Raw genomic sequence first — 19,699 nt, 5'->3', positions numbered from 1 at the left:
TGGGCTGGGTCATCGTTCGCTCCCTCCGAGGCTGCGGATCAGTCGTGCCGCGGCGCTGCTGGTGACGGTCAGGTTGCCGACGCCGATGATGCTGAGGAACTTCGGGTCGTAGACGTCGGTGACGTCGGCCATGATCGTGTTCCCGCCGGTAATGGTCACGGTGCCGGTGACGCCCGAGGCGGCAAGGTAGTCCTCGGCAGCCTTCTTGGCGGCGGTGGTGTCGACAGCGAGGTACTGGCCTTCGATGGCGGGTGCGGCCTGCACTTGCTCCCCGCCGGTACGGGCGGCTTCGGCGGCGATGTCGTGGGCGCGCTCCTTGGCCTGGACCTGTCCGCCGAGGTCGACGGCCAGTCCGACGAGGACGATCATCACGAAGCTCGCGGTGACCATCCAGATGCTGATGGAGCCGCGCTCGTCCCGTGTACGGCGCGTGCGGCGCGTGCTCACCGTTCCCTCCAGGTGTCCAGCGGCGAGCTGACGGTGGCCTTGATGAGGCGGCTGCCTGGCACGCCCGGCACAGACAGGTCCGAGAGGTCGAGGAGGCACTCCACGGTGGCGGTGACCGAGCCTGGCGTGCCGACGGGCAGGGAGAAGGCGGAGTCGTCGATGTTCACGGTGACGCTCAGGCAGTGGATGTGCTGGTTGGCGAGGCTGGCCTCGGCCGCGGTCTTCGCGTCGCTCGATGCCTCGGCGGGGTCGCGGGCGATCGAGGCGGAGCGGGCAGCGTCGGCGGCGGCTGATTCGACGGCTCCGTGGGTCATCGCCGTTCGTCCGCCGAAGATGATGAGCCCGACGAATAGGATGAAGGCGGGTACGCCGACGACGGCTTCGACAGCCGCCGAGCCCCGCTCGTCCCTCCGCTGGCCGGTCATGGTGCGGTGAGTCTCTCGACGGGCAACGTTGCCGACTGGACGATCGCCGGACTCCAGCCGGGGATCACACTGAGGCTGTGGCCGGTCACCGTGACGGTGACTGTGGTCGCGGTGCGGTTCGCGGTCGCGCTGGCGTCGGTCAGCACGTCGTCGCCGCCGGCATCGGCGACGAACGAGGACGCGGCTGTGACGCCGTCGGAGTCTTTGCCGTTCTCGGCTGCGGCGGCCTTCGCGCCTTCCTGTGCGGCGGCGATCGCCACTGTGCGGGCGTGGTAGAACAGCGCCGCCTGCCTGCCGAGGAACATCACGGCGAACAAGGCGGGCAGCAGAATGACCATCTCGATCGAGACCGAGCCGCGCTCGCCACGTCGGCGGCGGTGCAGCTGTCTTGGTCGACGATGGCTACTTGATGTTACCGGCCTGCGAGGTGACATACGCCTTGATCGCCGCGACGACGATTCCCACGAAGACAATGACGGCCACAGCCCACAAGACGTTCTCGATCGTGACGGAGCCGCGTTCTGAGCGCGCGCGGCGGAGCCTGGTATCGAGGCCCAGATGGACGGTGAGTAGGAGTGCGAGCAGTCGATTCATTCTGGTGTTTCCTTTCCTGAACGGGTGTCCCTTCCTCGGGGCTGAGTGGGGTTCTCTGGTGGTCAGGTGTTGCTGAACATCCGCAGCAACGACGGGGCGACGAGCAGCGCCAAGAAGATGACGCCGAGCAAGGAGCCGGGGATGGTCATGCGCTCACCGACCGCGTTGGCTTCGGCGATCTCGTCGTTGAGCATCGCCGTACGCATCGCGGCCGAGCGGGCACGCAGGTTCACGTACACGGAGGCGCCCTCCTCGCCCGAGAGGCGCATGATGTCGGCAAAGTCGTCCAGCTCGGACAGGCCGAGTTCCTCGGCGAGCGCGTGCAGCGCGTCCCACGGTGGCTGGCCCGACCAGCGTGACCGGGTCAGCTCCTCGGAGAGCCGGGTGAACACCCACGAGTCGCCGACCTCGGCCGCGGATTCCATCGCCTGACGGACGCCGGAGCCGTTGTTGCGCTCCAGGGCGACGAGGTCGATGTAGGCACCCAGCGCGCGGGCGAACTCCAGCCGGGCCTTCTTCGCGTCGTCGACGGCGTTGTAGTTGGGCAGGAAGAACATCACCACGGCCAGTCCTATGGAGGCGACGGCCGGAATGGCGAGGGGAAACCCGAGGCCGATCTGGTCGAAGAAGAACCCCAGCAGCGGCGGGATCACCAGGCCGAGGCCGGCCATGACAATCTTGTCGCCGTAGAACCTCGCCAACGGGATGCGCAGCAACGCCAGCTCGCGGGCCGGGGTCCTGATCCAGATGGCCGGCGGCAGGGCCTTGATCGCCCAGACCCCGATCCGCTCCTTGCCCTTCGCCGTCGTGACCGGACCAACAGCGTTGGCTCGTCCCCGGGTTGGGGTGAGCCGTGAGAGTGCTTCGGCCAGGTCCGGTTCGGCGGGCATGAGGCGGGCGATGAGCAGCACGATCCCCAGGCCGAGAAATCCGCCGCCGAGCAGCGCGATTTGGAGTCCGGTCGTCATGCCGCGCCGCCTTCCTTGGGTGAACCTGGGACGGGCGCGAGGAACCGCGGCATCGCCCGCCCAATCGCCATGCGCTTCATCCAGACCAGCGTGGCGACGTACGCCGCCAGCAGGCCGACGAGGACGACCTGGCCGAGCGGGCTCTGATAGGGCTTCACGTACGTCCCCGAGACGGCGAGGATCACGAGCACACCGACGCTGATGAGCGTCACCCACCGGGCAGTGGACCGGGGCTTGGCGCGGTCGGCTTCGACCTGACGCCGGGAGCGCACGTCGGCGGCAACGGACTCGGCCAGTCCCTCGAGGACGCTGGAGAGTCCTGCGCCCCTCCGGCGGGCACCAAGGATCAAGTTCGCGGCCACGAGGTCGCCGGTGGCGTCGTTCAGCTCGTCGGCGAACGCCCGCAACGCGTCCTCGGTGACCCACCGTGCCCGCAGCCGCGCGACCAGTCGGGTCACCTCGGGAGCAATGGCGGCAGGGGTGGAACGGAGCGTGGCGACCAGTGCCTGCTCCAGGCCGACGCCGACGGTCAGCACGCCGGAGAGCGAGCGGGTCCATTCCTCCATCGCTTCAAGACGCGCGATGCGCTGGGCGGCTGAGGAGGAGGAGAGTAGGAGGGGCAGTCCGACGAACGCGATGGGGACGACGAGAAGGGCGAGCACCCATCCGGTGATCAGGAACGCAACCATGCCGACGGCGACCCCGGCGAGCAGCAGTCGCCGAGCCTGCGCCGAGAGCTTCGGCAACCGTCGGGGTCGGGCGGGGCGCTGGATGACCGGGGAAGGGCGGAGCCCGAGCCCGAGCGCGATCAGGCCGCCGACAACGAGAGCGCCCGCAATAGCGGGGACCAGGAGGATCACGACCGCACCTCCTGCTGCGCCAGGTAGCCGTTGAGGTCGAACCCATAACGTGCCAGCGCTCGATACGAGTCGGGCAGCACGGCGGGCACGGCGGTGCCGTCGAGGTCTGGCGCGAAGACGTGGGTGGTGGCGTAGCCGGTCTCGCGCTCACCGGGGTCGAGGGCGATGATCTCGGCCACCCGGCGGTGTCGGACGCTGCGCCCGTCCTGGCTCGACGTCTGGAGGTCGAGGTGGACGATGACGTCGATTGTCGCGGCGAGTTTCGAGGTCGCCAGTGCGTGGGTGACGTGCGGTCCGGCCTCCATCGCGCAGGTCACGAGCTTGCGGATCGCCGCGACCGCGTCGGAGGCGTGAGTGGTGGAGATCGAGCCTGTCCCACTCTCCATCGCTTTGATCATCGCCCAGATCTCACGGCCCCTGACCTCGCCGACGATCTGACGGGAGAGGTTGAACCGGAAGGAGTCGACCAGCGCCTCATCGAGCGTGAACTCGCCCGCGGCCTTGCCGTCGAGTCCGCGTTCGCCGGACCCAGGTCGGGCTTCCCACGGGTGGACGATCCGGTGCCGGTCGCGCAGCTCGTGCAGGTGCAGCTCGTACTCGGTCTCGAAGGTCCCGATCGCCTCCAGCGGGTCGATCTCCGCACACAGTGCCCGCACCAGGGTCGTTTTGCCAGCGCCCTGTGACCCGGAGACGACGATGGACTTGCGCGCCCGCACCGCCGCACGCAGGAACGACGCGACAACGGGAGTGAGCATCTGGCGTTCGACGAGGTCATCGAGGGTGACCTCCATTAACCGGTGACGCCGGATCACGACCGACGGTCGCGGGGTCACCCACGCGGCAGCAGCCAGGCGCGAGCCGCCGTCTAGGCGCAGATGCAGGCGCGGTTGGGCTTCGGAGAAACCGCGGGCGTTGACCTCGGACCTGGAGGCGAGGAAGACCAGGAAGTCGATCAGCTCCTCATCGGAGTCAGCCACCGGCGGCCCGTCGGCTAGGGAGCCGTCGGTGAGTTCGAGCAGCACGTTGTCGTGTCCGGTGATGATGATGTTCTCTAGACGGTCGTCATCCACGAAAGGCTGAAGCCGCCCGAGCCGGAACAGCGAGTCGAAGACCGCCCGGGCGAGCGCGTCCTGGTTGGCTGGCGACATCGCGGTCGAGCCCGCGTTCACGCGGTCGGCGACTGTGGCCTCGATCAGGTCGAGCACGATCGTCCTGCCGAGCTCCTCTTGGGAGATCTTGTCGAGCCGGCCTCGCTCGGCGGCGACAGCTTGGCTGAGTTGCTCGGACGCTTGCGCCCGCAGGGCAGAGACAAGCGACCAGTCCACGTTGCTGCCGATAGGTCCACTGCTTACGGTCGTCAGTTCCGGCGCGGCCATAAGATGGGGACTGTTCCGCTGCTCGGTGGGCATTGGAGGCAGCTTGCTGAACAGCGGCAACCCCGCGAGCGGCGCCTTGCGCCCTTCGGAGCGCTCGGTTGTCATGACCGGGCTCCTTCGAGCAGCTCGGTACGGCGCCGGCTGATGGTCGAGTGGATCGACGCAACCGCTGCGTTCAGGCTGCGCACCAGCGGGCCGGACTCGAACCGCTTCGGCTGGTCGGCGCCCCGGTAGAAGACCTCGGCCGACGCTGGATCGGCGGCTAGCGTGGCGACCACTGGCAGTCCGGCGACGTCGGCGACGTCGCTCGCCTCATAGGGCTGCCCGGGGCCGACAACCAGGAGGCCCGACTGGTGCCAGTCGAGAGCCGGGCGTTGGAAGGCGTCGGCCCACGACCGCATCGCGGAGATCGCCGGAAGCGACGTACGGCTGACGAGAAGCGCCAGGTCGGCCGCATCGAGCAGAGGGGTCGGCGATCCGTTCAGTCCGAGCCGACCGGCGTCGACAATGACGTCCTGGCCGGTCGCCTCCAGCTCACCGAGGGTCTCGGCCAGCGGCGCCCATAGGTCCCGCAACGCGCTGGCCTGGGTGTGCGAGCGGGTACCAGGGACGAAGGAGACCGTCGTGCCGTCGACCTTCTGAACCACATCGGCGAGAGCATCGCTGAGGTTGCTCGCAGTCAGCGCCAGCTCGATCAGGCCAGGGTCGTCGCGCGTCCCGCGGAAGTAGCCCGCGAGCAGCCCGGAGCCGCCCGTCGGGTCGGCCTCGACCAGCAGCACCGGTCTCGGCCACAACAGCGCCAGTCCGAGGGCGGTCGTGGTGACGCCGGGCGAGCCGGAGGCGGAGGCGAGGACGATGATCGCCATGTCAGTTCTCCCGCGAGTCCAGGACGATGGCGATGTTCCCGGTCGCCACCCGCTCGGCGAGCACAGCCGCATCGGCATGATCGACGAGCAGATCCACCACGGTGTTGCCCGAGGTCTCGTCAGTGTGGACTCCGACCACGGTCGCCTCGTTGAACAGCGGCGCGCCAGCAGGGATGTCCGCGCCCTGCCCGGGCGTGACGACGACGCGGACGTGGTCACCGCTGTTCAGCGCCAGCCCCGGCGACTGTGCTGGTGTGAGTGAGACACCGACGACCGACTGGCCGTCGCCAGGAACGATGGTCGAGGTGAACGACTCTGGGGTCAGCATTCCGCCCGCCGCGATGTCCAGGGAGGCGCGCTTGCCAACGACCTCGTCGAACTCCGATCCCGGCACCGGGTGGAGAGCGGGATCGGCGCTGAGGCGTACCCGCTCCAGGTCGGAAGCCTTGATCACCGAGCCACGAGAGATGGTGTCGCGCGCGACCAGCACCTCCTGGGTGTCGGTCGTGGCCTTCCACGCCCATCCGGCGAGCAGCGCGCCAAGGCAGATCGCCGCGACCGCTGCCGCGATGAGCGCAGGCCGTCGGCGCAGCTTCGGTGGAGGCACGAGGGCGGTCGGCGCTGGACCCTCCTGATGAAGAGCCCTCTCGTCTCGGGTGGCTGTACTCATACCTGTGCCTCTCGCCCTCGTCCTAGGTGCCCGCTACTGCACGAGCACCTGCGCTTCCCCGACCGCGATCTGCACTGATCGCGACAGTCCGTTGAGCCGGATGACCCCGTTCTGCCCGGCCCCTTCCCAGGTGATCACCCAGTCCGATGTGGCGGTAACGGTGTACTTCCCGCCCGGCTCGTGCGAGCTGGACTTCGTGTAGACGTAGCCGCAGTCCGGGGACTTCTTGTTTCCGTACGACGCCTTGTACGGCGTGCCTGCGGTCGTGCAGGTCACGGTCGAGCCGTCGCCCATGTCCCAGGTGATCTTGTTGACCTTCGCGGTGGCGGTGATGGTGATGCCGCCCGCTGTCGCGGAAGCCGTTGCTGGTCCGAAGGTGTGCGCGTCGGGACCGGCGTCCCACAACCAGATCGGCATGCCGACCAGTCCGATGCTGTTGGTGCCCGGGTCCGGTGTGATGCCGATGTTGACGGCCTCGAGGTCCATTTGCTTGATGGCCAACTGGGCCACGTCGCGGGGTGTCGGGCCGGCGCCAGAGTTCGGTGGCGGGTCCTGAGCCCATATCTCGACGAGGAGGTCGGTCTGTGGTTGGTAGCAGTTGTAGACCGTGCCGTCGCCTGGAAGGTGCCCCTGCCAACTCGGGTCACCGGCCGGCGGCTGCGGATCGACGGCCGAGATGTAGCAGTTATGGTCATTGGACCAATAGCCCTCATCGCTCGAGCAGGGCACAGGCCCGGGAGGCGGCTTCGTGATGCCCTGCTTGGTGCCGTCCCAGTAGCAGGCAGTGCCGGACCCGGTATCGCTAGGACCGTCGCTGCTGCCACCGCCAGGAGTGGGGTTGCTGCCAGGGACTTCGACCCAGATGAGGCACTCGCCTGTTGCTGGGTTGGTCTGCTGGCAGACGGTGTCGGCGTACGCGACCGCATGGCCGAACACGACCAGGCCACCGGCCGCGACCAACATTGGAAGCAGCCGGATCACGAGGCTGCGCATGGCGCCTTCTCGAGATCTTGACCGGTCGCTACACGCCAACCGCGCGTCGGGTCAGTGGCGTAGTGGTAGTTCGCGACGATGAGACGGGTCCATCCGGTATCGGCACGGCTCTTGCTGACGATCGACTTGCCCGAGGCGTTCACGACGTCAACCTTGCTGACGTCCCAGCAGACGTCGAGTTCGACGGTCGGGACCTTGCCCGCCGAGGGGTCGGAGTTGTCGAGGTTAACCGACTGAACCTCCAGTCGCGCGACCCTCGTGTCGCCGATCTGCCTCTCCTTGGATCGTCGCTGCTCCTTCAGAAGCGTCCTCTCGGCGTTCAGCTGAACTCCCGCGGCAACCGCAGAGAGATCATCGAGCGGCGCGCTCAACTGTTGTCCGAGCTGGTCGACTGTCGCGTAGTACCTCGTTACGAGGTTGGAGGCGGCCCGCGATGCGGCCTCGCTCGCCGATGGCGGCGTCGCCACGCTGGTCGCTGTCGTCGGCGACGGGAGACTTCGAGTGCTGCTCGGGCTGGTGGTCGGTCTGAGGCTGGAGGCACAGGCAGTTACGGCGACCGCCAACAGTGCAGCGGACGCGAGCGCCGAGAGTCGCTGTGCGTTCGTCATGGCCGAGGACCTGTCGTGCCCACGAGATGGTCTCGCGAACAGCGCGCGCGACGCCTTGTCAGTTGAGGCCGACAAAGGCGCCGCTTTGGTATCCTACATCACAAGCCGATGGTCGGCCGATGCGAGTCTTAACGTCCCCCTACTCCCGACCCCGGCGTCAGAAATGCATGTGCGGACGCGACAACGTCATCCGGGCACGCAGCGCTGAACGCAGAGGCCGCCCCGGCCCGGTCGGGCGGCGTCGAACCAGCGCTGAGACGTGCACTCGCTTTCGACACGGCATCCTTCGACCGTCTACTCCAAGGCATCACACCTAGGCCAGCATGGTGACGGCCGCGGTGAATACAACCCGGTACAGGCTGCCGCCTCGCTCCCGCCGTCGTGCACGGCCGAGTGGAGGTACTGGGCGGGGATTACAGCTCCTCGATTTCGCGGGTCAGTACTCGCACTGCCGCCGCCATCTGCTCGGCGGTGCCGACCGTGATCCGCAACCAGCCGGGCACCTCGGACACTTTGACCAGGACGCCCGCCGCGCGCAGGGCGTCGACCGCGTCCCCTGTCGATCCGCCCGGCCGTACGTGCACGAAGTTGGCGTCCGATGGCATCCAGGCGAGGCCCGCGGCGTCAAGCAGCTCGTACACGCCCGCCCGGACTTCACGGACGGAGCGCAGTCTCCGGTCGACAGCCGCGTGGTCGGACAGCACGGCGCAGGCAGCGGCCTGATTGAGCGACGAGACCCGGTATGGCAACGCTGTTGCTTCCACCTGCTCCGTCGTCGCCGGGTCGGCCATCGCGTACCCCACCCGCAGGCCCGCCGCGGCGAAGGCCTTGCTGAGGGTTCGGGTCACGACGAGTCCAGGGCAGTCCCCCACGAGCGAGGGCGCGGCGAACGCATCGGGGCAGCGGAACTCGGCGTACGCCTCGTCGACCACAGTCACCGGGGCGAGTTCGGCCAGCGAGCGCAGCTGCGCCCCATCCGTGGCCGTGCCGGTGGGGTTGTTGGGCGTGGCGACAACGATCAGGTCCGGGGACCATCGGGACGCGGCGGCCCGGGCTGCACGCACATCCACCCGCATCGCCTCGTCCCGCGGCTCCTCGACAAGACGCGTGCCGGTGAGCCTGGCCAGCCGTCGGTACAGCGGATAGGTGGGTCCGAAGGTCATGGCAGTACGGCCCGGCCCGCCGAAGAACTGAAACAGGGTCTGCAGCACCTCACTGGACCCGTTGCCGACGAACACGTGCTCCGGGCCGAGCCGGGCTCCGGTGTCGTGGTGGACCCATCTGGCCAGCTCGCCGCGCAGCAACCGCGCCTCGGGATCGGGGTAGCGGTGGAGGGTCTCCACGGCGTCGGCGAGGTGCTCGACGATGTCACGCCGCCGAGGCGGGTCTGGCGGCGCCGGACTCTCGTTGCTGTCGAGCGCGATTGTGTCGCGCCCCACCGGGCGGCTGAACGATGCCTGCGACGAATCTGGCAAGGTCACGGCCGCTGCAGCCACAGCCGCATCAAGCATCGCGGCGGATCACCGGCCGCGTTCTCGAATGCGGTCCGCGAGTGCAGCACCTGCTCGTTGTCGATGACGGCCACGTCCCCCCGCCGCAACCGGGCACGTCGATGCAGATCGCCCCGGGAGAGGATGTCGTCGAGCTCGTCCAGAACGGACACGGCCGTTGCGGCAAGATCCGGCGCATCCGACAGCGCGTGGCCCATGTCAATGTATTCGCGCGCGTAGCGCACGTGGTGGCCGCCGTCGCGGCGGTCGTCGAGTACCGGATGGACGACCCATTCCCGGCCGTGCGGGTCGACGCCCTTTGTGTGGAAGTAGAAAGGCTCGCGCAGCGTGCGCACCGCGTGGTCCGGTTCGGTGAAGCCGTCGAGTACGTCGTCGATGTGCACGAAGGACAGGGCACCGCCGCGGCGAGCGCTGTTGAGGCACGTGAGCGAGAAGTAGCCAGGGGTGGGCTGGTCGGGCATGTGCATGCCGTCGGTGTGCATGGGCGCGGCCGCCGCCGTCTCGCTGAAGCGGGCAGGGCCAGACACCGCCCGCTCGATTACGTCGCGATCGAGGCTGCCTGCGCTGTCCTGGACCAGGAACGACCCGACGCCGCTTGACACGGCGCGGCCGAGGTCGCGGATGGCGTCGTCGGAGACGTCGTCGACCGAATGGACGATGAGCACCTCGGGGCGGTCAGGCGCGGCCGCCCGCATCGCCGCGAGTTCGGCGATGACGTTCTCAGCGGGTTCACCGGCGAGCAGAGCGGCTCGTTCGGCGGTACTGAGCTCTGTTTCGATGACACGCATCATTCGACTACCTCTCCGATCATCCGACTACCTCTCCCGCTTCTCGGGTACGGCACCGCCGTCCGCGGCATCGTCTGCGACATCGCCGGCGGCCGGGGGCGAGGCGGCGGCGAGCGAACGAACATCGTTCGACAGCAGCGGCAGCACCCCGAAGACTGCCATCACGACGCCGAACACGAGCATGGTGGTGCCCGGCCCCCAGGACGGCACGACTACGCCGCCGAGCAGCACCGCGAGCGGCATCAGCGAGTACGAGATCAAGTAGTCCGCGGCGCCGACCCGACCCAGGATGTGTTGCGGAACGTGCAGCTGGAACAGCGTCGTCCAGTGCACTCCGCTCGCTTCGACGGCGAACCCGTATAGCAGTGACGAGATCGCGAAGATGGCCACGACGGCTGCGGTCGAGTATCCCGTCACGGACAGTCCGATTAGTCCTAGTGTCACGCCGATGGCGACACCCGGGCGCGAGGCGCCCATCCGCCCAACGACGATCGCGCCGGCCACGGCGCCGCCGGCCTGGATCGCGTAGCTGATTCCGAGCATCACCGAGTTGACTCCGAAGTTCTCACGGACGAGGTAGGGAAGTGCGACGTCCATCGCCCCGGCCGCACCGGCGTTGACCACGGCCGCCGCGACGGTCAGCAGGCCGAGCCACCGCAGACGCCACAGGAAGCGGACCCCCTCGGTCGCCTCCCGCAAGAAACCCTGTGCGTCGTCGTCGGCGGCCGCGTCCGTCGTCCCGGGTTCGGCCGCGGCGTCGACCGGCACCCCGCGGCGGCCCCGCAGAACGGCCTCGAGCAGCAGCAGGGACACCACCGACACGGCGAACGACGATGTGTTGATCCAGAACGCGACAGCCGGGCCACCGGTCGCGATCACGAACGCGCTCAACACGGGGCCGAGGATTAGGCCGCTCCGGCGTCCGATCATGTCGATCGCGTTGGCGGGATAGAGCTGCTCAGGTGGGATCAGCTCGGGGATCGTTGCGCGGTACGCGGGCAGGAAGAACGCGTCGGCGACGCCGAAGAGCGCGTACAGAACGGCCACTAGCCCGACGGGCGGACTGTTCCCCACGCTGGCCAGGACCGCGAAGGCGCCCGCAGCGAGCATTCGGACGACGTCACTGGAGATCATCACCAATCGTTTGCGGAAACGGTCCACGATCAGTCCCGAGACCGAGAACAACAGCAGGTTCGGGATCATGAACGAGGCGGTGACGATGCCAAGGGCTCCCGGCGAGTCTGCGTAGTCCACTATGTACAGGATCAGGGCGACGCGGAAGGCCGCGTCGCCGATCTGGGACACGACCTGCCCGGACACCAGCAAATCGAACGCTGGGTCGCGCATCGGTTCGCGGAAGCTGTGCCGCATCGGCGTCGTGGTTGGTGAGGTCATGCCTGAGTTCCTCCGCTGTGCTCCGGACTGTGCGGCGTGTTGGCGGTTGCCCGCGGCACCCCCTCTGTCGTCGGGTCCGCCGTTCCTGTGCAGCGCGCGTCGAGGATCCGGCCCAGCAACTCCGGGCAACGGGGCCGGACGGGACGGACCCACCCGTCGAGCTCGCGCAGCACCGCCCCGCGGGCGACCTTTCCCTCGAGGTGACCGATTCCGAGGTCGATGCTCGACGACAGCGTCGCCCGTTCGCGGATGATCGCGTAGTAGGTAACCTCGAAGAACGTGAGCGGCGGTGCCACCCCGTGGTCCACCGCGCTGAGCACGACGTGTGTCGTCCGGCCGTACGTCAGCGTGACCGACGCCCCGACCGGGTTCCCGTCGTACTCGGTCAGCCTGATCTCGGAATCCGGGAAGCGCGCCTGCAGCCGCTCCAGTCGTTCCCGTTCGCGGGCACGGTCCGCGACCTGGCCCAGCTGCTCGAGATGCGCGACGCGAAGGTCGACCACGACGGCGCGGGCGCGGTCGCCGTCGGAGCGGTACGTGCGCAGGCCCAGCTCGCGGATCCGTCGCTGCTGTCGCGACATCTCGCGCCGACGTTTGCTCGACCCGAGGGATTCCAGCCAGGCCGCCATCCCCGGCTCCGGCGGCAGCGGCAGCTCCGCGCGCCGGGTGAGGGAGAACCGACGAAAACCGTGCGCCTCGAGCAGGGTGGTGACCTCGGCACGCTGTGGGACGTAGAGCAGTGCAAGCATCGCCACCTCGCGCTCCGTGGCGAAGTCGACCGTGGCGCTCAGCAGTCGCTCGCCATAGACCGGCTCGGTCGCGGCCTGCCCGAGCGGATCCCCGTAACCCGGAAGCGCGATGACTAGGCAAGATCCGAGCGCGGCCTCCGTCGCCGCTGTCGCCCCCGGTCCCACCACATCGCGCACCGCGCCGTCGATCGCCCCCTCGACCGGGAACACCGGTGGAGTACGAGCCAACAGAGCAGCCAGGTTGAAGGCTTCGTAGCGATCTGGGTCCGGTTCGTGGAGGTAGCCGAGCAGACTGGCCCCGCCCTCGCCGTCGGACACCGTGACGCTGTACGGCAGGTCGCCGACCCGGCTCCCCATGCTCTCGATCCAGGGGACGGACCGGTAGAGCGACCCGTCGTCGTTCCAGTGGGTCGAGTCGAATCCGGGCGCCACAGATACGTGGGTAGTCATCACCCGCGCTCCTTCCAGGCCCGGGCCACCTGTGCTCGTCGTTCCGCGTCGCCGCTGCCGGACAGCCATGCGGTGACCCCCACCATGTCGCAACCTCGGCGACGCTTGGCCTCGACGGTGCCGTGGCCATAGCAGATGCGTCGCGCGCCGGCCGCCGCGGCGTGGTCGGTCGCGGCGTAGAAGAGCACCTCGAAGTACGCGCGGTTGGCCCGTTCGTCGGTGTAGTCCGTACCGGTCGCCATCGCGTGCCAGTCCGCGCCCAGAACGCTGAACAGGACGAAGGAGAGCGGGGAGCCGTCCTGCCCGGCACGCGCGACGACGACGACATGGTCTGCCAGGCGACGCAGTCGATCGAGCTGTGCCCGCTCCTGGTCGAGGGTCGTCAGGCGGCCGTACTTCGTTCGCTGCTGAACCAACAGGCGTGCGCAGGCATCGAGTTCGTCGGGGCGGGCCAGACCCGTGACCACGCCCGCCTCGGCAAGGTGACGACGCTCGCGTCGGAGCTGCTTGCGCCGGTGCTGGGGAAGGGTGGCCAGGTGCTCGGCCCACCCGCCGGCTGGCACCACCAGCCACGCCTCCTCGGTCAACGGCACGTCGATCCACCCGGCACCGGCGAGGGCAGAACTCAGCGCTGTGTCCTGGGCCGACGTGTAGGGCGCAATCACCGTCGCGAAGCCCTGGCTCGCAGCCCAGCGCTCGATGGCGTCCACCAGTCGGGCACCGGTCGCCGGATCGGCCGCACCCGGTCCGATCGTGAACGTGGTGAGCCCGGGCATGACGAGCCACAGGCAGGGCAGCTCCAGCCCGGGTGAAGTCACGGGGTCCGCCGGACCGGCCTGGTCGAGGAAGGGAGAGGTGACCGGGTTCAGCAAGTCGACGTCGAGAAGCGGGTAGCCGCTCGGTTCTCGCTGGACGTGGCCGGGCATGCCAGCCACCAGGACCCCGTTGCGACGCAGCGCGAACCAAACCCGCTCCGCCGAGGTGCGCCCGTCGAACAGAGTCAACCAGGCCGCCTTGGCGAAGGCCTGCTCCGGCTCGATAGTGTCGTCCCAGTCTGGCGGCGGCTCCGCGGCGACCGTGACCGTCAGGTCGGTGATCACTGCGCCACATCCGCCAGGCAGGTGACGAGTTGCACCGGCGACATGCCGTGTCGCGCCTTGTAGTCGTCGTTGCTCCGACCACATTCGACCCGACCGGCCCCCAGCTGCAACCCGAGTTCGATCTCCGCGGCCAGCAGGACCGCGTTCGGGCTCCAGTTCAGCTCCCGCGGGTACTGCGCGCCGCCGGCCCAGGTGTGCAGGACCCCGCTGACAAGGAAGCAGATCGACGCCGCCAACACCTCGTCGCCCAGCATGATCCGGACGACGTGCACGTCACCACGCAGTCGGAGGAATTCGGCGAGTGCGGTCGACGGGTAGTACCGGGACCGGTGTCGGTCCGCCGAACTGCGGCACTGTTCGACCGCGTCGTCGAGCGCACGACGGTGCTCGTCGCCGTCCGCGGACGTGGTGACCGTCGTCCGCACCTGCAGATCGCGCGCGCGGCGGCGAGCAGCGCGCAGAGTCCGTCGCGTGGCGCGGCCCAGCCGGGCCGTGTACTCGTCGATGTCGGAGAGGCCGGTCAGGTCGAGATACCAGCGCCGGCTGGACGTTCTGGTGACGATAGAGGGCAACGCGGCGAGCGCCTGGTGGGTCGGTGAACCGGACACGACGTTCATGAAGCCGCACACCGACGCGCCCTCCCGCGCGGCCACCTCGACGACGCCGTCCATCAACCGGCCCACGACCTCTGCCGGCACCGTGTCGATCCCGGGAATGATCGAGTCGTAACAGTGCGGGAAGTGCCCCAGCAAGGCTGTCTGGCCCACGTGGGCGAGCTCAGGCAGCCCGAGGACCGACCCCACCTCCTGCGCCTGGAGCAGGTACAGGGCCGTTCCGGCCACGAGACGGCCGTCGCGCTCCACGAGCAGGTACCGGTGTGCCCGCTGATTACCGAGCCGGCTCCGCTCGTACGCCGTGAGGGTGTCGTGGGTGTAGAACGGGTTGGCCCGCACGCCGCTGAGGCTGTGCCACGCGTCGCGGTCGATGTCGACGGAGGACCGAACCTCGTGCACCACGTAGGTGGGCGGCGACCAGGCGCGACCGATCGGGTTCGAGCCGACCTCCGGCAGACCGTCGACGGCTGGGAAGTACTGCTTCCACTTGTGTTCGGTGGGTCCCGTCGCAGTGCCCGCGTCCGCGAGCAGCGGAACGCGGTCGTAGTCGAGCAGGCGTTGCCGGATCCGGAGCTTGGCTGCGCGCCCCAGCGGCGTCCCGCCCGTCATGTCGGCAAAGATCGTCATGGGCTGAAAGGCCAAGACGAGGCAGGGCCCCAGGTCGCGGCTGCGGCGTTGTCCGAAACCCGGGCTCGCCCCGAAGCTGAACAGGCGTTCGCCGGCGAACTCGAAATTCCACGACGCCGCGTCGGGATCGGTCTCCGTAGGCGTCGAAGTATCGGTCGCGCTGAGGCGGCGCAGGATGTCCCAGTAGGTCGCCCGATCGGCGGCATGCCGACCTCCGGTGTCGCTCCTCGAGGACGAGGGCGCAGGTCCGACCACGCACAACAGCGACAGCCGCTGGAGCGGTGGCGTTCGGTCCAGCGCCAGGAAGGCCCGGAGCGTGGCGGCCAGCTCGGCGATCTCCGCCTGCGGCACACGACCCCCGACGTCGAGGGTGCAGTACGTGTAATAGGTGCTACCTAGCGTCTCGCCCTGCCGGGCGAAGTGGCACGGGTAGCCGACCTCGTCGTCGGTGAACAGCGAGTGCAAGGCCCGGCGCCGCTCGTCGAACCACTCCGGGCCTTCGGTAGCGCCGGCGCCGGGGCAGGTGCCGGGGCCCGGCCCCACGAGCCGGGGCGTCATCACGGCGCCACCGGGGCTTGCAGGGCAGCGTGCACCTCGGCCCACACGCCGGGTCCGAGCGCTGCACGGGACGCGATGCGATCCCGGACGGCGGCCAACGCCTGACGGGCCCGGGACACGTGGGCTGCTGGATTCGCACTGGTCAGCATCGCGGTCACCTCGGTGAGGTCGAGCGTAGGGTCCAGACGGTCGTCGGCAGCCCGCCGCAGCACCGCGGAGATCTTCTTCAGGTCGTACAGGACGCGCCCGTCCAGGGCGAGCGAACTCAGCAGAATGCCCTCGACGACGCTCGACAGCGCGATGTGGCACCCCAGAGGATCGTCGATCCGCCCCTCGGCCAGGCGCAGGTAGCTCTCGCCGCCGACGACGTTGACGAGGGCCACGAAGGCGCCGAGGCGGTCCAGGTGCAGCGCGTCCCGCAGTCGATCCAGTTCGGTGTGCGCGTCGTCCGGCGCGAGCGGCAGGGCTGTCCGGAGCCGCGACAGGGTGCGCACCTCGAGGGCCTGCAGTAACGGAGCACGATGCGGACCGAACTCGGGGGCAAGCTGTTCGCCCATTCGGTGCAGCGCTTCGACCGACAGGCATTCGACGTTGACCTCGCGCCGTCCCGCGGTCGTGTCGAACCACCCGATCCAGTTCGGGCCCAGCAGCGTACGCATGTCGACGACACCCGCAGCCGGGACGGACTGTGGTGGGGGTCCGCCGAACACGGCGAGGACGTCGATGTCCGAGGACGGATCGGCAGTTTGTTCCAGCTGCGAGCCGACTGCGAGGATCATCCGTGCTGCACCCAGGTCGTAGTCCTGCACGAAGCGCGGAGACAGCTGGGTGCCCGGCCCGCTCAGCAACGGGTGCACGAACGTCTCGGCGGTCATCGGGCGGCCTCGGGCTCCGGTTCGGGACGCCGGCTCTGCGAACGGGGTGCGAAGGCCGCCGACGTCGTGAGGACGAGCTGCTCCCACGGATCGACGGTCAGTTCGACGCCGATGAGCGCGGCCCGCAGCGCTCGCGCGTCGAGACCCGGCAGGCCCGGACGCCACTCCGCCCGAAGCAGAGCGGCAGTAGGGCCGGCGGGGAGATCCCGCGCGATCCGCGCTCCGGTACCGATGTCGGCGAGCGTACCTGCGACGAGGGCATCCCGCGCTACGAGTCGCGCGTCGTCCGGCAGCAGGTGCCAGGACGTGACCAGAACCCGGCTGCGGAGACCGAGCAGTACGGCGTCGAAATCCCTGATTTCCTGGTGGCCGGTGTCGCACAGTGCCGCCTGCGTGCGCCAGTCGCCCTCCGGCACCGGCGTTACCTCGGCGGAAAGGCCGAGTTCCGGCGCCAGGGTCGTCGCCTCCCACGCCGAGCGGGCCGGCGTGTCGGCGGTGTGGAGCAGACCCAGCAGAACGTTGACTCCACCGAAGTCCCAGCGGACCGTGCCGACGCGCGACGCGGCCGGGTCGGTCGCCCCCTTGAGCCGACGCAACCGCTCGTGGGTGCCTAGTTCCGAGTGTCCCAACTGGTCGTCGCGCACGACGAGGGCGACACTCGGCCCGAGGTCGAACAGGGAGTCGAGCAGACGGAAACGATACGGATCGCCGCGCTCCATGACGTCGATACCGAACGCCTCGTCGCTGCGGCCCGGAGTGACGTGGACGGCGTTACAGCGTACAATCGTGAAACCGGCATCGACGAAACGGGTGATGATGGCGGTGACCGCACGCTTGACCACCGCGTCCGGGCAGATGAGCGCGAAGGCGTACCCGTCCCAGGGGTGCCCCTGCGGATCCAAGGACATCGGCTCACTCACCGCGCCTTCGTGAAGACGAAAACGGCGGTCGCAGAACCCGCGTGCAGCGGCGTCCCGTCGAAGTCGGCCGCCGACGACTGCACGTTCCAGCCCGCCTCCTCGGCCCAGCCCCGCACCTCGTCGACCGACAGGAAGACGAAAGAGACGGCCGGGAAGTAGCGCCGATTCGTGACGGTGCCTGCTTCGTCGACCGTGTCGAGGATGCCGAGGATCTCTGCGCAGCGATACTGCGCGTCACGGGCCCGGGTCACGTCCCACACAACGCTCGTCCCACTGAAGGCCCGCAGCACGGGGAGTCGGTCGCGACTCCGCAGCCGCGGCTCGACGCGAATCGCGGTCTCCACCACCAGTAGGCCGCCGGGACGTGAGTTGGCGGCGGCATTCCGGAACACCGCCGCCTGATCACCGTCGGCCACGTGGTTCAGCGTGTTCTGGGCGCAGAACTGGACTGCCACCGGTTCGGGCAACTGGACGGCCGTGATGTCGCCGTGGATCAGCTCGGTGCGCCGCGCGACCCGCCCCGCTGCAGCGAGCATCTCCGCGGAGATGTCCACTCCGAACTCCGGTTCGAGCACGGCAGCGAGCCGACCGGTGCCCACGCCGAGCTCGGCTACCGGGCCTCCACCCGCGTCGGCGACCACCCGCCGGATGAACGCCACGTCGGACCCGTCGACCGTCGGTTGCTCTGCGGCGAGGAGGTCCAGCCATCGGCCATAGAATGGCGCCCAAACATCGAAGTCCGCCTTCGTCATGCGTTGTCGCTCCCAGCTGTCGTCGTTAACCGGCGCTCGAACACGCAGTACCAATGGTTGGTTCCCTCGCCGCTCTGCGCCAGGTCCTGCAGCGAGGTCGCCGCGAGGCCCGCATGCAGCGCGACGAGGTCGGCCGCGTCGCAGTACAGATGAGGATGGGCCTTGTCGTCGGGCATGCCCGGTACATGCCGACCGGAGGTGTCCACAAAGGTGTCCGGCGAGACCTCGACGCCGCGCCCGAAGTTGCGGTGCCGCTTCGACAGCATCGTCGAGAGGTAGACCCCGCCCGGACGCAGGACGCGCGCGACCTCGGCGATGGCGCGCCGCGCGTCTCCGCGGTCGCCGTGGTACACCACGTTGAAGGCAACCACGACGTCGATCGATGCGTCCGGCACGGGCAGCTCGGTCATGGTCGCCTCGATGGTCTCTACGGTCAGGTCCTCGGACGCGACGCGCTCGCCCAGCAACATCAACGCCGTCGGGCTCGCATCGACGGCCAGCGCATGCAGCCCGGCCGCAGCCATGGCCACGGCGTGCCGGCCGGGTCCGCACCCGAGGTCGAGCCCCCGGACCGCACCGCGGGCGACGAGATCCGGGAGCCGCTCGGCGACGAACGGATCGGGATCGGACCACCGTTGCCGTCCGTCGGCAGTGCTCCACGCGCGGTCCCAGTAGACGTGAGCGGTCGCGTTCCCGGCCGGCACTGGCGCGCTGCCGGTCACAGCGCCAGCCACTCGTCGGTCGCGGTGATATCGAACAGGCGCTCCACGCTCTGCAACTCCTCGTTCACCGCCGCGAGGCACGGCTCCGCCTGCAGTCGAGCCAATACGCGCTGCAGGCTTTTCGTGATCGTCCGGACGACGACGTTCGCAAACAGCATCGTTACATCGCCGAAGCGCGCCAGATCTTCCGGTCGCAGATTCACGAGGGCGGTGGGGGCCAGGACGAAGGGAAGTCGACCCGCGACCTGCTCCAGTACCGGGAACAGCAGGTGTGCGTTGGCCTTGTTCACCTGCACGAAGAGCGACGACGCGCCGGCGTCGGCGTACATCGACAGCCGGCGCACCGCCTCGTCGACACCCAGACCGGCGACGACGGCCTCCGTGCGGGCGATGATCGGCAACTCGTCGGCGACCGCCAACTTCTCCACCCGCCGAGCGAAGGTGACCGCATCCTCGAGGTCACGATGCCCGTCAGGGTCGTGCAGCGAGTTCCGTTTCGGGAAGAGGTTGTCCTCGACGCACATGGACGTTGCGCCGGCGGCAGCGAACGAGTGCAGAGCGTAGAGCGCGGAGCGATCGCTGCCGTACCCGTTGTCGGCATCGATCAGCAGCGGGAGGTCGCTGACGGACCGGACCCGCGTCACGATGTCGGCGACCTCAGCGCTCGTGATTAGGTTGAGGTCGGGTATGCCCAGGCTGCTGGTCATCTCGAGACTGCCGAGCCACAACGCCTCGAAACCCGCAGATTCGGCCAGACGCGCGGTGAGCGCGCTGTGCACGCCTACTCCGATGGTGACGGTTGGCGATGTCAAAGGTACCCCCCGGTGGGCC

The 19,699-nt window shown here is 68.9% G+C and carries 22 protein-coding genes; all 22 read right to left on the bottom strand.

Going from position 1 to position 19,699, the window contains the following annotated elements; genetic code table 11:
• Nucleotides 1-9: 9 nt before the first annotated feature.
• Entirely contained in the window at nucleotides 10-447 is a 438-nt protein-coding gene (locus QM638_RS15305; protein WP_415143165.1) for a pilus assembly protein TadG-related protein, read from the bottom strand.
• Complete coding sequence (locus tag QM638_RS15300) at nucleotides 444-872, bottom strand: TadE/TadG family type IV pilus assembly protein (RefSeq protein WP_415143164.1); 429 nt, start codon at nucleotides 870-872, stop codon at nucleotides 444-446. The genes QM638_RS15305 and QM638_RS15300 overlap by 4 nt, the downstream gene beginning before the upstream one ends.
• The gene (locus QM638_RS15295; RefSeq protein ID WP_415143162.1) at nucleotides 869-1,306 is read right to left on the bottom strand and encodes a TadE family protein; all 438 of its coding nucleotides are present in this window, start codon (nucleotides 1,304-1,306) and stop codon (nucleotides 869-871) included. The genes QM638_RS15300 and QM638_RS15295 overlap by 4 nt, the downstream gene beginning before the upstream one ends.
• Nucleotides 1,275-1,466, bottom strand: coding sequence for a hypothetical protein (locus tag QM638_RS15290; RefSeq protein ID WP_415143160.1), 192 nt, complete (start codon nucleotides 1,464-1,466; stop codon nucleotides 1,275-1,277). Before QM638_RS15290 ends, QM638_RS15295 begins: the two co-directional genes overlap by 32 nt.
• Nucleotides 1,467-1,528: 62 nt before the next feature.
• Complete coding sequence (locus QM638_RS15285) at nucleotides 1,529-2,434, bottom strand: type II secretion system F family protein (protein ID WP_415143158.1); 906 nt, start codon at nucleotides 2,432-2,434, stop codon at nucleotides 1,529-1,531.
• A complete protein-coding gene (locus QM638_RS15280; protein ID WP_415143156.1) occupies nucleotides 2,431-3,294 on the bottom strand; it encodes a type II secretion system F family protein in 864 nt (287 codons plus the stop codon). Before QM638_RS15280 ends, QM638_RS15285 begins: the two co-directional genes overlap by 4 nt.
• Nucleotides 3,291-4,775, bottom strand: coding sequence for a CpaF family protein (locus QM638_RS15275; RefSeq protein WP_415143155.1), 1,485 nt, complete (start codon nucleotides 4,773-4,775; stop codon nucleotides 3,291-3,293). Before QM638_RS15275 ends, QM638_RS15280 begins: the two co-directional genes overlap by 4 nt.
• On the bottom strand, nucleotides 4,772-5,536 hold the full coding sequence (locus tag QM638_RS15270) for a hypothetical protein (RefSeq protein WP_415143153.1): 765 nt from the start codon (nucleotides 5,534-5,536) through the stop codon (nucleotides 4,772-4,774). The genes QM638_RS15275 and QM638_RS15270 overlap by 4 nt, the downstream gene beginning before the upstream one ends.
• Before the next feature lies 1 nt (nucleotide 5,537).
• Nucleotides 5,538-6,143, bottom strand: a complete 606-nt coding sequence (locus QM638_RS15265; protein ID WP_415143152.1) for an SAF domain-containing protein — start codon at nucleotides 6,141-6,143, stop codon at nucleotides 5,538-5,540.
• A 96-nt stretch (nucleotides 6,144-6,239) separates the two neighbouring features.
• Nucleotides 6,240-7,199, bottom strand: a complete 960-nt coding sequence (locus QM638_RS15260; protein ID WP_415143150.1) for a hypothetical protein — start codon at nucleotides 7,197-7,199, stop codon at nucleotides 6,240-6,242.
• Nucleotides 7,184-7,807: a hypothetical protein gene (locus QM638_RS15255; protein ID WP_415143148.1), complete on the bottom strand. Its 624-nt coding sequence runs from the start codon at nucleotides 7,805-7,807 to the stop codon at nucleotides 7,184-7,186. Before QM638_RS15255 ends, QM638_RS15260 begins: the two co-directional genes overlap by 16 nt.
• Nucleotides 7,808-8,220: 413 nt before the next feature.
• Nucleotides 8,221-9,318, bottom strand: coding sequence for a pyridoxal phosphate-dependent aminotransferase (locus tag QM638_RS15250; RefSeq protein ID WP_415143146.1), 1,098 nt, complete (start codon nucleotides 9,316-9,318; stop codon nucleotides 8,221-8,223).
• Complete coding sequence (locus tag QM638_RS15245) at nucleotides 9,285-10,109, bottom strand: TauD/TfdA family dioxygenase (protein WP_415143144.1); 825 nt, start codon at nucleotides 10,107-10,109, stop codon at nucleotides 9,285-9,287. The genes QM638_RS15250 and QM638_RS15245 overlap by 34 nt, the downstream gene beginning before the upstream one ends.
• A 24-nt stretch (nucleotides 10,110-10,133) precedes the next feature.
• Nucleotides 10,134-11,501, bottom strand: a complete 1,368-nt coding sequence (locus QM638_RS15240) for an MFS transporter (protein WP_415143142.1) — start codon at nucleotides 11,499-11,501, stop codon at nucleotides 10,134-10,136.
• Entirely contained in the window at nucleotides 11,498-12,700 is a 1,203-nt protein-coding gene (locus QM638_RS15235; RefSeq protein WP_415143140.1) for a GNAT family N-acetyltransferase, read from the bottom strand. The genes QM638_RS15240 and QM638_RS15235 overlap by 4 nt, the downstream gene beginning before the upstream one ends.
• On the bottom strand, nucleotides 12,700-13,800 hold the full coding sequence (locus QM638_RS15230) for a GNAT family N-acetyltransferase (RefSeq protein WP_415143138.1): 1,101 nt from the start codon (nucleotides 13,798-13,800) through the stop codon (nucleotides 12,700-12,702). The genes QM638_RS15235 and QM638_RS15230 overlap by 1 nt, the downstream gene beginning before the upstream one ends.
• Complete coding sequence (locus QM638_RS15225; RefSeq protein ID WP_415143137.1) at nucleotides 13,797-15,599, bottom strand: GNAT family N-acetyltransferase; 1,803 nt, start codon at nucleotides 15,597-15,599, stop codon at nucleotides 13,797-13,799. The genes QM638_RS15230 and QM638_RS15225 overlap by 4 nt, the downstream gene beginning before the upstream one ends.
• A complete protein-coding gene (locus tag QM638_RS15220; protein WP_415143135.1) occupies nucleotides 15,599-16,474 on the bottom strand; it encodes a hypothetical protein in 876 nt (291 codons plus the stop codon). The genes QM638_RS15225 and QM638_RS15220 overlap by 1 nt, the downstream gene beginning before the upstream one ends.
• On the bottom strand, nucleotides 16,471-17,394 hold the full coding sequence (locus QM638_RS15215) for a nucleoside-diphosphate kinase (protein ID WP_415143133.1): 924 nt from the start codon (nucleotides 17,392-17,394) through the stop codon (nucleotides 16,471-16,473). Before QM638_RS15215 ends, QM638_RS15220 begins: the two co-directional genes overlap by 4 nt.
• Nucleotides 17,391-18,146 carry a class I SAM-dependent methyltransferase gene (locus QM638_RS15210; protein WP_415143130.1) on the bottom strand — a complete coding sequence of 252 codons (756 nt, stop codon included), beginning with the start codon at nucleotides 18,144-18,146 and terminating at the stop codon, nucleotides 17,391-17,393. Before QM638_RS15210 ends, QM638_RS15215 begins: the two co-directional genes overlap by 4 nt.
• Entirely contained in the window at nucleotides 18,143-18,868 is a 726-nt protein-coding gene (locus tag QM638_RS15205; RefSeq protein ID WP_415143128.1) for a class I SAM-dependent methyltransferase, read from the bottom strand. Before QM638_RS15205 ends, QM638_RS15210 begins: the two co-directional genes overlap by 4 nt.
• On the bottom strand, nucleotides 18,865-19,647 hold the full coding sequence (locus QM638_RS15200; protein WP_415143126.1) for an isocitrate lyase/phosphoenolpyruvate mutase family protein: 783 nt from the start codon (nucleotides 19,645-19,647) through the stop codon (nucleotides 18,865-18,867). Before QM638_RS15200 ends, QM638_RS15205 begins: the two co-directional genes overlap by 4 nt.
• Between the last annotated feature and the right edge of the window lie 52 nt (nucleotides 19,648-19,699).

This window comes from Nocardioides sp., assembly GCF_047606145.1.
Lineage (GTDB): Bacteria > Actinomycetota > Actinomycetes > Propionibacteriales > Nocardioidaceae > Nocardioides.
The sequence above is the reverse complement of the archived record's forward strand: the minus strand, read 5'-3'. Positions and strand labels throughout refer to the sequence as shown.